Raw genomic sequence first — 13,477 nt, forward strand, 5'->3', positions numbered from 1 at the left:
GCTCGTGTACAGTGGACGTGTTGTCTTGATTCCTGCAAAAGAAAGGCTCAGCATGGATGCCGACGCCGATCTGCTCCGCACGTCGGGGCTCCGGGTCACGACCCCGCGCCTCGCCGTGCTCCGCGCGACGGACTCGATGCCGCACGCCACCGCGGACGACATCGTCGTGGCACTCGCCGCCGAGCTGCCGACCACCAGTCACCAGGCGGTCTACGGGGTGCTGAACGCCCTGACCGGCGTCGGGCTCGTCCGCCGCATCGAACCGGCAGGCAGCCCCGCGCGCTACGAGCGCCGGACCGGTGACAACCACCACCACATCGTCTGCACGCTGTGCGGCGCGATCGAGGACGTCGACTGCGCGGTCGGCCACTCGCCCTGCCTGACACCGTCCGAGACCCACGGCTTCGCGGTCACCACCGCCGAGGTCACCTACTGGGGCATCTGCGACCGCTGCGCAGCGGCAGAGCGCGACGACGCAGACGCCCCCACGCCCGCCTGACGGCGACCGCCCCACCGCACCGGCGCCACGACGCGCCGGACCCCGAGCCACCCGAGCACCCCTGACCGAACCAAGTCCCACCCCAGGAGGAACCGTGTCCGACCAGAACACGCCGACCGGCACCCCGACCACCACGACCAACAGCGGCGCACCCGTCTCGAGCGACGAGCACTCGATGGGCGTCGGGGCCGACGGCCCCCTCGCGCTGCACGACCACTACCTGGTCGAGAAGCTCGCCCAGTTCAACCGTGAGCGCATCCCGGAGCGTGTCGTGCACGCCAAGGGCGGCGGCGCCTTCGGCACCTTCACCGTCACGCAGGACGTCTCGCGCTTCACCCGTGCCGCGTTCCTGCAGCCCGGGCAGACCACCGAGATGCTCGCCCGGTTCTCGAGCGTCGCCGGTGAGCAGGGCTCGCCCGACACCTGGCGCGACCCCCGCGGCTTCGCGCTGAAGTTCTACACGTCCGAGGGCAACTACGACCTCGTCGGCAACAACACCCCGGTGTTCTTCATCCGCGACGGCATCAAGTTCCCGGACTTCATCCGTTCGCAGAAGCGTCTGCCCGGCTCGCACCTGCGCGACCACGACATGCAGTGGGACTTCTGGACCCTGTCGCCCGAGTCGGCGCACCAGGTCACGTGGCTGATGGGCGACCGCGGTCTGCCGGCGAGCTGGCGTGAGATGGACGGCTTCGGCTCGCACACCTACCAGTGGATCAACGCCGACGGCGAGCGCTTCTGGGTGAAGTACCACTTCATCACCGAGCAGGGCCACAAGACCCTGACGCAGGAGGACGCCGACCGCATCGCCGGTGAGGACGCGGACTTCCACATCCGTGACCTGCACGCCGCGATCGAGCGTCAGGACTTCCCGCGCTGGACCCTCAAGGTGCAGGTCATGCCGTACGAGGACGCCGCGACCTACCGCTTCAACCCGTTCGACCTGACGAAGGTGTGGCCGCACGCGGACTACCCGCTCATCGAGGTCGGCACGATGGAGCTCAACCGCAACCCGGAGAACTACTTCGCGCAGATCGAGCAGGCGACCTTCGCCCCCTCGAACTTCGTGCCCGGCATCGCGGCGAGCCCCGACAAGATGCTCCTCGCGCGCATCTTCAGCTACGCGGACGCCCACCGCTACCGCGTCGGCACGAACCACGCCCAGCTGCCCGTCAACGCCCCGAAGAACGAGGTCCACTCGTACTCGAAGGACGGCGGCATGCGCTTCGACTTCCAGAAGTCCGAGGTGCCGGTGTACGCGCCGAACTCGCTCGGTGGTGCGCACGCCGACCCGACCGCGACCGACGACGCCCCGGGCTGGGAGTCCGACGGCGCGCTGCAGCGTTCCGCCGCGACCCTGCACCCGGAGGACGACGACTTCGGTCAGGCCGGCACGCTCGTCCGCGAGGTCCTGGACGACGCCGCCCGTGAGCGCCTGGTCGGCAACATCGCCGGTCACGTCTCGAAGGTGACGCGCGACGACCTGCGCGAGCGCGTGTTCGCCTACTGGACGAACGTCGACGCCGACCTGGGTGCGCGCGTGCGCGCCGCGGTCGCGCCGAGCGCGCCCGGCTCGAACGAGAACCCCGAGAAGGTCGCGGTCGAGGCGTAAGCCCAGGCCGCAACGAGCGGACGGGAGGCCCGGTACCAGCTGGTACCGGGCCTCCCGTCCGTCGGTCGTTGCGGCTAGACCTGCTGGCCGTTCAGCCAGATCGGGCCTGTCGGCCAGTCCTCGAGCTGCGCTGCCACCGGCAGCGCCATCCAGCCGCCCTGTTCGGTGTTGCTGACGCCGGCGCCCTCGGCGGTGAACGCCGAGAAGGTGCCGACGGCCTCGGGGAACTCGTGCCAGCCGAGCTTCGCGTAGAAGGGGATCCGGTCCTCGCCGGCCCCGAGGAACCCGTACGGCACCTGCAGCCCGTCGAGGACCGCGTGGGTCCGGGTCATGAGCTCACGGCCGACGCCGGTGCCCTGCAGTCGGGGTGACACGGCGACCAGGCCGGTGTCGCCGACCAGGACGTCCTGCCCGCCGACGGTGACGAACATGCGGCGGATGCCGACGTGGGCCAGGACGACCCCGTCGGCGTCATGGGCGAGCACGCGGCGTTCGGGCTGCATGCCGGACCAGCTCCGGCCGCCCACGTACCAGTGCGACCAGTCGGGGAAGGCCTGCCCGAGCAGCGCCGCGATCGCTTCGTGGTCGGGGAGCGACAGCGTGCTCTCCTCGACCACCTCCCACCGGATGTCGTCAGTCACGGGTCCATCCTGCCGGTCCGGCGGCCGGTGTGGGGAGGTTTCGCGCTGGGCGACACCTCGCGGGGCCGGGCGGGCGTGGGGTGTCGGTCACCGCGGAGTGTCGCGACACATCAGCCGCGACCGGGCGTCGTCACCTCGATGCGGTTCGCCCAGGGGTCGTCGAACGCCACGGTCCGGCCGTCGTCGGCGAGCTCCACGCCGCCGTGCCGCATGCGTTCGGTCAGCGCGCCGAGGTCGTCGACGGCGGGGACCTCGATGCGGACGAGGCCCAGCCCGAGGGCCTGCTGTCGTCGCCCGGCGCCGCGGGAGTTCCAGGTGTTCATCGCCATGTGGTGGTGGTAGCCGCCGGCGCTGACGAACAGCGCCTCGCCGAACCCCGCGGTGGTCTCGAAGCCGAGCGTGTCGACGTAGAACGAGCGCGCGGTGGCGACGTCGCCGACGGACAGGTGCACGTGGCCGACCTTGCCCGGGCGTGCCGCGGCGGTGTCCAGGGCGTCCTCGGTCAGGTGGGACTGCAGGAACGCGTTCGGGTCGACGTACTTCGTGTCCATGTCGATCTCGCCGTGCGTCCACGACCACTCGGTGCGGTCGCGGTCCCAGTACAGCTCGACGCCGTTGCCCTCGGGGTCGGTGAAGTAGAACGCGTTGCTCACCAGGTGGTCGGCGCTGCCGGTGAAGGATGCCGGGTACTGCGTGGCGACCGAGTACAGTGCGGCGGCCAGGTCGGCCCGGGTGTCGAACAGGATCGCCGTGTGGAACAGTCCGGCCTCGCGCGGGCCGGCGTGCTGCATCGCGGGGGCGTGCTCGAGGATCACGATCGGCGTGCTGCCGCGACCCAGCACGGCGACGCCGCCGTCGTGGGAGAGCAGCGACAGCCGGACGCCGTCGCGGTAGTACCGGATCATCGCGTCCAGGTCCGCGACGCGGAGTGTGACGGCGCCCATCCCGGTGTCGGCGGCGAGGAGTTCGTGCGTTTGCATGCACCAAGTGTGCGCCCATTTGGTTGACGCGTCAACCAATTCGATGACGCGTCAACCAATCCGGTGCGTCAAGCGCTGTTCGAGATCCCGCCGTCCGACTTCAGCAGCTGGCCGTTCACCCACGCACCCTGCTCCGAGCAGAGGAACCCGACGAGCGCCGCGGTGTCCGACGGGCGTCCGAGCCGGCCGAGCGGCGTGCCCTCGACGGCCCACCCCTTGACCTCGTCGGACATCCAGCCGGTGTCGTTCGGCCCGGGGTTCACCACGTTGGCGCTGACCCCGAGGCTGCCGAGCTCCTTCGCGGCACCGAACACGATCCGGTCGAGCGCCCCCTTCGACGCCCCGTACGGCAGGTTGTACGCGATGTGGTCGCTCGTCAGTGCGACGATCCGGCGTCGGTCGCGCGGGGCGGCGTCACCGGCGCGCTCGAGCCCGGCCGCGTAGGCCTGCACGAGCAGGAACGGTGCGCGCGCGTTCACGGCGAAGTGGCGGTCCCACGACTCGACGGTCGTGGTGCGGAAGTCGGAGTCGACGGACTCGCAGTGCGACATGACGAGGGCGGAGACGGGGGCGCCGGCTTCCGTCTCGGCGCGGCCGACGAGTGCGGCCGCCTGCTCCGGGTCCTCCAGGTCGACCGGGAGGCGCGTCACCCGTGCTCCCGCCGCCTCGCACTCCTGCACCACCGACTCGACCCCGTCCGGGTCCGCCCCGCCGCTCACGCGGTCGTCGTAGGGCCCCCACCACGAGATGGCGAGGTCCCATCCGTCTGTTGCCAGTCGGGTCGCGAGTGCCGCGCCGATGCCGGCTCTGCGGCCCACGCCGGTCACCAGGGCGAGTGGTCGTGCGGACGTCATCCGTTCCTCTCCCTCTCCCTCGGCCGACACGCTACTCCGCAAGCTCCGTAGCGTGTCGGAACCGGCTCGTGGGGCCCTGTCCGGCGCTCCGTCGCGCCGATCGGCACCCAGTCTGCCGGAACCGGCCACCCGTGTGGCCATCGCACCCGGTGTCCTGTCGGCGGACGGCCGACCGCGGGGGCCAAGATGGACGGATGCCACGAACACGACGGCCCTCGCGACCGGGGCGCGGACCCCGCGGCGGTCGCCCGGACCCCCGCGACCTGCCACTCGAGCACGTGCGCGACCGGATGTCGTCCTACATCTACGGCAACATCACGGTGCTGGCCGTCGCGATCGCGGTGGACCCGGAGCAGATCCACCACGGCGCCGCGGTGGCGACCGTGCTGGCGACCGCGGTGCTGACGTACCTGGCGCACGTGCTCGCGCACCTGGTCGCGCACGGCCTGGGCGACGACGGCGAAGGATCAGCCGCCGAGCGTGCTGCCCGCCGCGAGTCCGTCGCGACGATCGTCCGGAACGCCAACCCGATCGCGACCTCCGGGCTGATCCCGGCGGTCCTCTACGCGGCGGCCTGGATCGGCTGGCTGCCGGCCGAGTGGGCGCAGATCGCGGCGACCGTGATCCTGGTCGTGCGCATCGGTCTGGTGGGGGTGTTCATGCAGCGGTTCAGCGGGAAGCAGCCGACGTTCCTCGGACTGTGGGGCGGGATCGTGCTCGCCGCGGTGGCGTTCGTGATCGGCCTCGTCAAGGTGGTGCTGACGCATTGAGTGGCACGCACCCCGACGCCGGACCCGACTCCGGACCCACCGCCGAGACCGACCCGAAGCGCGGCGGTCTGCGGTTCCTGCGCGACCTCGTCATCATCGTCGTCGTGGCGCTCCTGGCGTCCTTCCTGGTCAAGGCCTACCTGGTCCGCGCGTTCTCCATCCCCTCCGGCTCGATGCAGAACACGCTGCTCATCGGGGACCGGGTGCTCGTCAACGAGCTCGTGCCCGGGGTCGTCCCGCTGCAGCGCGGTGACGTCGTGGTGTTCCACGACCCGGGCGGCTGGCTCGGCATGGGCCAGGGCGACGACCTGATCAAGCGGGTCATCGGCCTGCCGGGTGACACGGTGTCGTGCTGTGACACCCGGGGCCGGCTGTCGGTGAACGGGCACGCGGTCGACGAGCCCTACGTCGTGCTCGAACGCGGGTCGAACCGCGTCGTCGGCAAGGACTTCGAGGTCACCGTGCCGAAGGGGCGCATCTGGGTGATGGGCGACAACCGGTACGACTCCGCCGACTCGCGGGTGCACGGCACCGTGCCGGTCGACGACGTCGTGGGGCGCGCCTTCGTGACGACGTGGCCGATCTCGCGGTGGTCGGTGCTGTCCCGGTACGGCGACGAGTGGGACCGGGTCCCGTCGCCGTGACCACGGACGACCAGGGATTCGGGTACGAGACCGGCGGCGACGACGACCTGTCGATCCACCGGATCGCGACCCCGGGCAAGCGGTCCGGCACGATCGGTCCGCGCCCCGACCACGTCGTGTTCTGGCTCGCCGACGGCCGGGCCAGCCTGACCGCGGACGACGGCGAGCACTGGGAGGTCGGGGCGGAGCGGCCGATGATGCTCTCGGCATCGTCTGCGTACGGCTTCGAGACCGACGTGACCGCCACGACGCTGCTGCACCTGTCGCCGTCGCTGCTCGGTGACACGGGGGAGTCCTGGGTGTTCCGGCAGCCGGACGCGGCCGACCCCGCGCTCGAACCACTGCGGGCACTGCTGCGCGAGGTCTCCGGGCGCATCCTCGACCCCGCCCTGCCCGCCGACGACCGTGCGGCCCTGAACCGACGGATCGCGACCGTCGTCCTGTCGACCTTCACCCGGTCACGATCGGACGTCGCGGACCGGATGCGGCGGGCGATCGGCTTCGTCCACGACCACGCCGACCAGGTGCTGACCGTGGCGGACGTCGCGGCAGCCTGCGACCTGAGCGAGCGCGGGCTGCAGGACCTGTTCCGCCGTCGGCTCGGCGTCACCCCCATGGAGTACCTGCGCGAGGTCCGACTCGACCGGGTGCACCTGGAGCTGGGGCGCCCGGGTGCCCGCGCGCTTCTGGTCAGCGAGGTCGCGCGGCGGTGGCGGTTCCGTCACCTGGGTCGGTTCGCGGCGTACTACCGGGATCGCTTCGGGGAGCAGCCGCACCAGACCATCGAACGGGGCGCCCTGGGCACGGGTCGACCGACGCGGTGATCCCGGATCGGGGCCGGCTCGGCCCGGTTCGGTCCGGTTCGTCTGTTGACCGAACCCGCGGAGCCTGGCCCTCCCGTACTTTGCGGATTCCGGCTATCCTGCCCGCAGTTGCCGCGCCGGGCGTGACGGCGCCCGGACCGTGCGTCCTGGTCGCCACGGTGCGCGTGTGACGCGACCACGGCCTGGAGGCGCGGTGTGCGCCCGACGCGCACCGCGCCTCCAGACAGTCCCGGTTCCACCCCAGGAGGCGACGTGACCACGGACCGCACCACCGACGCACCCCGCGGCGGCGCCCTGGCGCCGCTCGCGATACCGGTCTTCCGCGCCCTGTGGATCGCGGTGCTGGTGAGCAACATCGGCAGCTGGATGCAGACCGTCGGGGCGCAGTGGCTGCTCGTCGACGAGCACGCCGCACCCGTCGTCGTCGCCCTCGTGCAGACCGCATCGAGCCTGCCGGTACTGCTGGTCGGGATCCCCGCCGGGGTGATCGGCGAGTTCGTCGACCGGCGACGCCTGCTCATCGGCGTGCAGGCGTTCCAGGTGGTCGTCGGCGTCGTGATGACCGTGCTGACCGCGACCGGCGACATGACCCCGGCGCTCCTGCTCACCGTGACGTTCCTGCTCGGCACGGCCTCGGCGCTCCAGCTGCCCGCGTACCAGGCACTCGTACCCGAGATCGTGCCACGTGCCGCCATCACCGACGCCGCCGCGCTGAGTTCCGTCGGGGTCAACGTCGCCCGTGCGATCGGACCGGCGCTCGCCGGCGTGGTGATCGCGCAGCTCGGCGTGCCGTTCGTGTTCGCGGCCAACGCGCTGTCGTTCGCGCTCTTCCTGGTGGTGCTCGTCGCCTGGCGCGGCTACCAGCGGCCCGAGACCCGGGCCGAACCGTTCATCGACGCGACCCGCGCCGGCCTGCGGTACGTCCTGCACGCGGCGGTCGTCCGCCGGTTGCTGGTGCAGCTCGCGGTCTTCATGGTGCCCGCGAACGCGCTGTGGGCACTCCTGCCGCTCGTCGCCGACGGGTCGCTCGGGCTGTCGTCCGGCGGGTACGGCCTGCTGCTCGCCGCCGTCGGAACCGGTTCGGTCGGCGGGGCGTTCGTGATGCCCGCGGTCCGCGCACGGCTCGGGATCGGCCGCACGGTCGGAACCGCCTCGGTCGTGTTCGGGGTCTGCACCACGGTCGTCGCGCTCGTCCCGGTGCTGGCGGTCGTGCTCGTCGCGCTCCTGGTCGGCGGGGTGGCGTGGATCGCCGTGGTGACGACGCTGAACGGCACGGTGCAGGCGTTCCTGCCCGCGTGGGTGCGGACCCGAGGGCTCGCCGCCTACCAGCTGGTGCTCTTCGGCTGCACGGCGATCGGGGCGGCGCTCGCCGGTGCCGTCGCCACACCCCTCGGGGTGACGGGCGTGCTCGCCGGGGCCGGAGTCCTCACCGCGCTCAGTGCCGCCCTGCTGCTCGTGTCCGGGTTCCCGGTGCTCACCGATCGACAGCGGGCCGTGACGCCGATGCCGTTCGGCGACCAGGTGTTCGTGCCGGACGACCACGGCGCTGCAACGGGGGAGACCCTCGTGCTGCTGCACTGGACGGTCCCGGCGGGCGCGGTCGACGAGTTCCGGGCGCGGGCCGAACGGCTCGGGCGGAGCCGACGCCGGACCGGCGCCCGTGACTGGAACCTGTACCGGGACCGGGCGACCGGGCCGGACGCCTGGGTCGAGGCGTTCCGAGTGGGGTCGTGGCAGGAGCACGTCGACCAGCACGAGGTCCGGCAGACCGGTGACGATGCCCGGACCCTGCGGGCCGTGCACGAGATCGCGGGTGAACCGCGAGTGGAGCACCTGGTGGCGGAGGGGGCCAGCGGGCCGTCGTCGAGGTGACGGGCGGGGTCAGCGGGCCGTCGTCGGGGTGACGGGGTCAGCAGCCCGTCGTCGTCAGGGTGACCGTCGCGACCGTGCCGTTGGAGACCTTGGTCGTCTGGGGGCAGAGGTCGCCGGCGCGGACGGTGACCTGGCCGAGCGGCACACCTGCGAAGTCGGCCGTCCCGCCCGGGAACACCCGCTGGTGCTCGGAGAGCTTGCCGGTCGAGGCGAACACCTTGACCTCGTAGGGGCGGTCGGCGGCGTTCGACGAGACCGTGACCGACACCTGGCCGGTGGAGTCGTGGGCGCCGCAGCCGGCGAGGGCCAGGAGCGCGGCCACGCCGAGGACGGTTGCGGGGACGACTCGGAGCACGACGACCAGCGTACGCCGATGCTCGCTCGCTCCAGTGCGCTCCGCCCGCGCTCCTGCGCCCTCCGGACTGGGGCCAGGCGCTGTCCGTTCGGCGCGTTACCGTGGACGCATGCAGCCGGAAACCGCGATGTCCGTGCCCGCGCCGACCGAGGCCGATGCGGTCCGGCGAGCGGCCCTCATCGCGGCGCTCGACGTGGTCGACGGCGGCGTCGAGGAACGGTTCGAACGGATCACCCGGATCGCACGCGAGGCCCTCGGGGTCTCCGGCTCGTTCCTCAACCTGGCCGGCGAGAACACCCTGACCATCAAGTCGCAGCAGAGCGACGCGGTCTTCGGCCCCGTCATCCCGCTGCAGGACACGTTCTGCGGCCGGACCCTGGGCGAGCAGGGCCCCGTGGTCGTCGCCGATGCCCGACTGGACGACCGGTACGCCGACCTGCCGATGGTGCTCGGCGACCCGAACGTCCGGTTCTACGCCGGCGTCGGACTCTGCGCCCCCGACGACGACCTGAAGATCGGCACCCTCTGCCTGATCGACCCCGAGCCGCGCACCCTGGACCCCGACGAGCTCGAACTGCTGCAGGAACTCGGCATCTGGGCGGAGCGTGAACTGCTCGCCGGTGCGGACGAGGACCGACTGCGCACCGTGCTCAACGGTCTGCAGCCGGCCGAGGTGCAGGTCCCCGGGTACCGGATCACGGGCGTGTCGATCCCGCACGGCCTCGTCTCCGGCGACTTCCACGACTGGCACCGCTCCGGCGAGGACTCGATCCACCTCACCGTGTCGGACGTCATGGGCAAGGGGATGTCCGCCGGGCTCCTCGCGGCGAACATCCGCGGTGGGCTGCTCGCCCGCGGCGACCAGGACCCGTGCGTCGCGCTCGCCGAACTCGAGGTGCAGGTCGCGCCCGAACTCAGCCGCGCAGAGTCCTTCGCGACGATGTTCCACGGGCGGCTGACCCCGTCCACCGGGCGACTCGACTTCGCCGATGCCGGGCACGGGCTCGTGCTGCAGCTCCGCGACGACGGTGCCGAGCGGATCCTGCGGTCGTCGGACCTGCCGATCGGGTTGCACCCCACCGGGATGCCCCGGGCTGCCGGGGCGCTCGTGCTCCGGCCGGGTGACGTGCTCATCGTCGTGACCGACGGCGCGCTCGAGCTCTGGGACTCGACGCTCGCGGCACTGTCCGAACTCGGGTCGCTGTACCGGGAGTCCGCGGACGTCGAGACGTTTCTGCAGCGGGTGCGAGCCCGTGTCGTCGAGCACGACCCGGGCGACGACCTGACCGTCGTCGTGGTGGCGCGCGACGCCGTGGAGGCCTGAGCGGTCACGAACCGTCGGCTGGCTCGTCGGCCGGTCGCGCGGCGCGTGGTCGCGACACGTCGTGTGCGTGCTGCCGAGTGGTCGCGAACTGTCGGTTGGCGGGGCGTCGGGCGACGGTTCGTGACCGTTCGCCGGACGTGAGCGGGGTGTCGTGACCGCCGGTCGGCCGGGCGCCAGGCATCAGGCGGCGCGGGGCGGGTGGTCGCGACACGTCGTGTGCGTGCTGCCGAGTGGTCGCGAACTGTCGGTTGGCGGGGCGTCGGGCGACGCTTCGTGACCGTTCGCCGGACGTGAGCGGGGTGTCGTGACCGGAGCCGGACGCCGGCCGGGTGCGGCGTCAGGCCCCGAGACGCTCGATCAGCTCGGCGTAGCGCGCAGCCGTGCGCTCGACGATCTCGTCGGGGAGCACCGGCGGCGTGCCCTGGCGGTCCCAGTTGGCGCTGAGCCAGTCCCGCACGATCTGCTTGTCGAACGAGTCGGTGCGGTCGGCGGACCTGGCGTCCCAGTAGCGGCTGGAGTCACTCGTCAGGACCTCGTCCGCGATGCGGATCCGACCGGTGGCGTCCTGCCCGAACTCGAACTTGGTGTCCGCGATGACGACGTCGCGGTCCAGCGCGATGGCCGCGGCCTCGGTGTAGACGTGCAGCGAGAGTTCGCGCAGGGTCGCCGCGGTCTCGGCACCGACCAGGTCGACGGTCTGCTCGTACGAGATGTTCTCGTCGTGCTCGCCCTGGGCCGCCTTGTACGCCGGCGTGTAGATCGGCTCCGGCAGGCGGTCGCCGTTCGACAGTCCGGCGGGGAGCGCGACGCCACAGACGCTGCCGCTCTCCTGGTACTCGGCCCAGCCGCTGCCGACCAGGTACCCGCGCACCACGCACTCGACGGGGAACATCGTGAGCGGCATGACGTGCATCGACCGTGCCTCGACGTCGGCGGGCACCGGCGTGCCACCGGAGGACGGGCCGATGATGTGGTTCGGGACGTCGCTGAGCTGGGTGAACCAGAAGCGCGACAGACGGGTCAGCAGCTCGCCCTTGCCGGGGATCGGCGGCTCGAGCGCGAAGTCGTACGCGCTGACCCGGTCCGAGGCGACGAGCAGCAACTCGGATGCGCTCGACAGGTCGGCGGTTCCCTCGGGCACGTAGAGCTCGCGGACCTTGCCGGACGAGACGTGCCGCCAGCCGGCGATCGGCGCGGGGGCGGTCACCGGGCGACCTTCGCGGCGATGTCGGTGCGGAACTGCGCGCCGTCGAGCGTGATGTCGCCGAGCCCGGCGTAGGCACGCTCGCGGGCCTGGGCGAAGTCGGACCCCGTCGCGACCACGCTGAGCACCCGGCCCCCTGTGGCGATGAGCGTGTCGTCGAGGACGCCGGTGGCAGCGTGCGCGACGGAGACGCCGTCACGGGCGTTCGCGTCGTCGATGCCGGTGATCGGTCGGCCGGTCTGCGGGTTCTCCGGGTAGCCCTCGCTCGCCAGGACGACGGTCACGGCGACGTCGTCCCGGAACACGGGAGCGGGGACGGCGCCGAGCTGCCCGGTGGCTGCGGCGAGCAGGAGTTCGCTGAGCGGGGTCGCCAGGCGGGGGAGCACGACCTGCGTCTCCGGGTCGCCGAACCGCGCGTTGAACTCGATCACGCGGACGCCCTGCTCGGTGACGATGAGGCCGCAGTACAGGAGCCCGACGAACGGCGTGCCCTCGTGCTCGAGCCGGCGGACCGTCGGCAGGGCCACGAGCTCGGTGACCTCGTCGACGAAGGCCTGCTCGGACGGCCAGCGGTCGGCGAGCCAGGGCAGCGGCGAGTACGCGCCCATGCCGCCCGTGTTCGGGCCGAGGTCGCCGTCGGCCAGGCGCTTGTAGTCCTGCGCGGGGCTGAGCGCACGCACGTCGTGGCCGTCGCTCAGGAAGAACAAGGAGACCTCTTCGCCGTCGAGGAACTCCTCGACCACGACGTGGCCGTGCTGGAGCCAGTAGGTGGCGTGGTCGATCGCGGCCTGGCGGTCGTCGGTGACGAGCACGCCCTTGCCGGCGGCGAGCCCGTCGGCCTTGACCACGTACGGTGCGCCGAGCTCGTCGATGGCGCCGACGGCTTCGTCCACCGTGCCGGCGTAGACCGGACGCCCGGTGGGCACACCGGCCTCGCCCATGATCCGCTTGGCGAACGCCTTGGAGCCCTCGAGCTGGGCCGCGGCCTTGCCCGGGCCGAACACCGGGATGCCGCGGGTGCGCACCGGGTCGGCCACGCCGGCGATGAGCGGGGCCTCGGGGCCCACGACGACGAGCTCGACGTCGTTCTCGATCGCGTACTCGGCGACGAGCGCACCGTTGGTGGGGTCGAGGGAGACGGTCTCGACGTCGGCCGCGATGCCGGCGTTGCCGGGCGCTGCCGTGATGACGTGACCGGCATGCTCAGCGAGCAGGGCCGTGATGATCGCGTGCTCGCGGGCACCGGAACCGAGGACGAGGATTCGCACCCGATCACCCTACCCAGCCCGACTCACCGCCCGCGATGCGGGGGCTAGCCTGTGGAGATGCCACCCAGGAGGATCGAGGACGCCGACGGCCGCGCGGCACTGGCTGCGGTGCGCGGTGGGGAGACGGCTCGACCCGCCGTGGCGACCGCGGTGCGGTGGACCTTGCAGTGCTTGGCGGACGAGGTCCCGGGGAACAGCGTCGAGGTGCGGGTACCTCCGTTCGCTGCGATCCAGGCAGTCCCCGGCCCCCGGCACACCCGTGGCACGCCGCCGAACGTGGTCGAGACCGACGCCACCACGTGGCTGGCACTCGCGTCCGGCGAGCTGACCTGGGCAGAAGCGGTCGCGCAGTCACGCGTCAGCGCATCGGGATCACGCGCCGACCTGACGGCGTTCCTGCCGGTCCGGCTGCCCGCTCCCGGCGCCTGACACCGCTCGGACCCGGCATCGGCGGCGACGCCCGATCCGGCATCGGCGACGGACACCCGACCCGGGCGTCCGTGACGCCGCGCGGAGTCCGGCGCGAATTAGGTAGTGCCTACCGATGCGCCCGCATCGATCGCGTTCCTAAGCTTGAAGTCGCCGGGATTCGGACCCGACCCGAACGGGTCCGAACCCGGCGACAGGGAC

14 protein-coding genes are annotated in these 13,477 nt (G+C 72.1%); 8 read left to right on the forward strand and 6 right to left on the reverse strand.

All coding sequences use genetic code 11. The features are described from left to right. Window positions 1-52: 52 nt before the first annotated feature. Both MXD64_RS03080 and MXD64_RS03085 read left to right on the forward strand, forming a co-directional pair. Window positions 53-499 carry a Fur family transcriptional regulator gene (locus MXD64_RS03080; protein WP_017886267.1) on the forward strand — a complete coding sequence of 149 codons (447 nt, stop codon included), beginning with the start codon at window positions 53-55 and terminating at the stop codon, window positions 497-499. 94 nt (window positions 500-593) lie between these two features. Beyond that, window positions 594-2,111, forward strand: coding sequence for a catalase (locus tag MXD64_RS03085; RefSeq protein ID WP_042539102.1), 1,518 nt, complete (start codon window positions 594-596; stop codon window positions 2,109-2,111). 74 nt (window positions 2,112-2,185) lie between these two features. Here the strand turns inward: MXD64_RS03085 and MXD64_RS03090 are convergent, their stop codons facing one another. From MXD64_RS03090 to MXD64_RS03100, 3 genes are all read right to left on the reverse strand, one after another. Then, window positions 2,186-2,752, reverse strand: a complete 567-nt coding sequence (locus tag MXD64_RS03090) for a GNAT family N-acetyltransferase (protein ID WP_017886265.1) — start codon at window positions 2,750-2,752, stop codon at window positions 2,186-2,188. 110 nt (window positions 2,753-2,862) lie between these two features. After that, window positions 2,863-3,732: a VOC family protein gene (locus MXD64_RS03095; protein ID WP_214519011.1), complete on the reverse strand. Its 870-nt coding sequence runs from the start codon at window positions 3,730-3,732 to the stop codon at window positions 2,863-2,865. A gap of 68 nt (window positions 3,733-3,800) precedes the next feature. Further along, the gene (locus MXD64_RS03100; RefSeq protein WP_042539098.1) at window positions 3,801-4,586 is read right to left on the reverse strand and encodes an SDR family oxidoreductase; all 786 of its coding nucleotides are present in this window, start codon (window positions 4,584-4,586) and stop codon (window positions 3,801-3,803) included. A 194-nt stretch (window positions 4,587-4,780) separates the two neighbouring features. On the opposite strand from MXD64_RS03100, the gene MXD64_RS03105 reads away from it, so the two are divergent. The 4 genes from MXD64_RS03105 (at window position 4,781) to MXD64_RS03120 (ending at window position 8,696) form a co-directional block, all read left to right on the forward strand. After that, on the forward strand, window positions 4,781-5,356 hold the full coding sequence (locus tag MXD64_RS03105; protein ID WP_139179626.1) for a hypothetical protein: 576 nt from the start codon (window positions 4,781-4,783) through the stop codon (window positions 5,354-5,356). After that, window positions 5,353-6,000, forward strand: a complete 648-nt coding sequence (gene lepB, locus MXD64_RS03110; protein ID WP_263137118.1) for a signal peptidase I — start codon at window positions 5,353-5,355, stop codon at window positions 5,998-6,000. Before MXD64_RS03105 ends, lepB begins: the two co-directional genes overlap by 4 nt. Further along, window positions 5,997-6,824 carry a helix-turn-helix transcriptional regulator gene (locus MXD64_RS03115; RefSeq protein ID WP_263137119.1) on the forward strand — a complete coding sequence of 276 codons (828 nt, stop codon included), beginning with the start codon at window positions 5,997-5,999 and terminating at the stop codon, window positions 6,822-6,824. Before lepB ends, MXD64_RS03115 begins: the two co-directional genes overlap by 4 nt. A gap of 252 nt (window positions 6,825-7,076) precedes the next feature. After that, window positions 7,077-8,696 (forward strand): MFS transporter, encoded by a 1,620-nt coding sequence (locus MXD64_RS03120; RefSeq protein ID WP_056069370.1) that lies wholly within the window; start codon window positions 7,077-7,079, stop codon window positions 8,694-8,696. Between the two features lie 37 nt (window positions 8,697-8,733). Here MXD64_RS03120 and MXD64_RS03125 read toward each other — a convergent pair whose 3' ends face one another. Further along, the gene (locus tag MXD64_RS03125) at window positions 8,734-9,051 is read right to left on the reverse strand and encodes a hypothetical protein (RefSeq protein ID WP_017886258.1); all 318 of its coding nucleotides are present in this window, start codon (window positions 9,049-9,051) and stop codon (window positions 8,734-8,736) included. A gap of 109 nt (window positions 9,052-9,160) precedes the next feature. Here MXD64_RS03125 and MXD64_RS03130 point away from each other — a divergent pair, with 109 nt between their 5' ends. Beyond that, window positions 9,161-10,375, forward strand: a complete 1,215-nt coding sequence (locus tag MXD64_RS03130; RefSeq protein ID WP_263137120.1) for a PP2C family protein-serine/threonine phosphatase — start codon at window positions 9,161-9,163, stop codon at window positions 10,373-10,375. Between the two features lie 337 nt (window positions 10,376-10,712). Here the strand turns inward: MXD64_RS03130 and MXD64_RS03135 are convergent, their stop codons facing one another. Both MXD64_RS03135 and purD read right to left on the reverse strand, forming a co-directional pair. Then, a complete protein-coding gene (locus MXD64_RS03135; RefSeq protein ID WP_017886256.1) occupies window positions 10,713-11,582 on the reverse strand; it encodes a phosphoribosylaminoimidazolesuccinocarboxamide synthase in 870 nt (289 codons plus the stop codon). Then, window positions 11,579-12,847, reverse strand: a complete 1,269-nt coding sequence (gene purD / locus MXD64_RS03140; protein ID WP_017886255.1) for a phosphoribosylamine--glycine ligase — start codon at window positions 12,845-12,847, stop codon at window positions 11,579-11,581. Before purD ends, MXD64_RS03135 begins: the two co-directional genes overlap by 4 nt. 57 nt (window positions 12,848-12,904) lie before the next feature. Between purD and MXD64_RS03145 the strand changes: the two genes are divergently transcribed. Then, window positions 12,905-13,276, forward strand: coding sequence for a sterol carrier family protein (locus MXD64_RS03145; RefSeq protein ID WP_031259311.1), 372 nt, complete (start codon window positions 12,905-12,907; stop codon window positions 13,274-13,276). Window positions 13,277-13,477 lie beyond the last annotated feature (201 nt).

Source organism: Curtobacterium sp. Arg-1, from assembly GCF_025643395.1.
Taxonomy (GTDB): Bacteria; Actinomycetota; Actinomycetes; order Actinomycetales; family Microbacteriaceae; genus Curtobacterium; species Curtobacterium poinsettiae.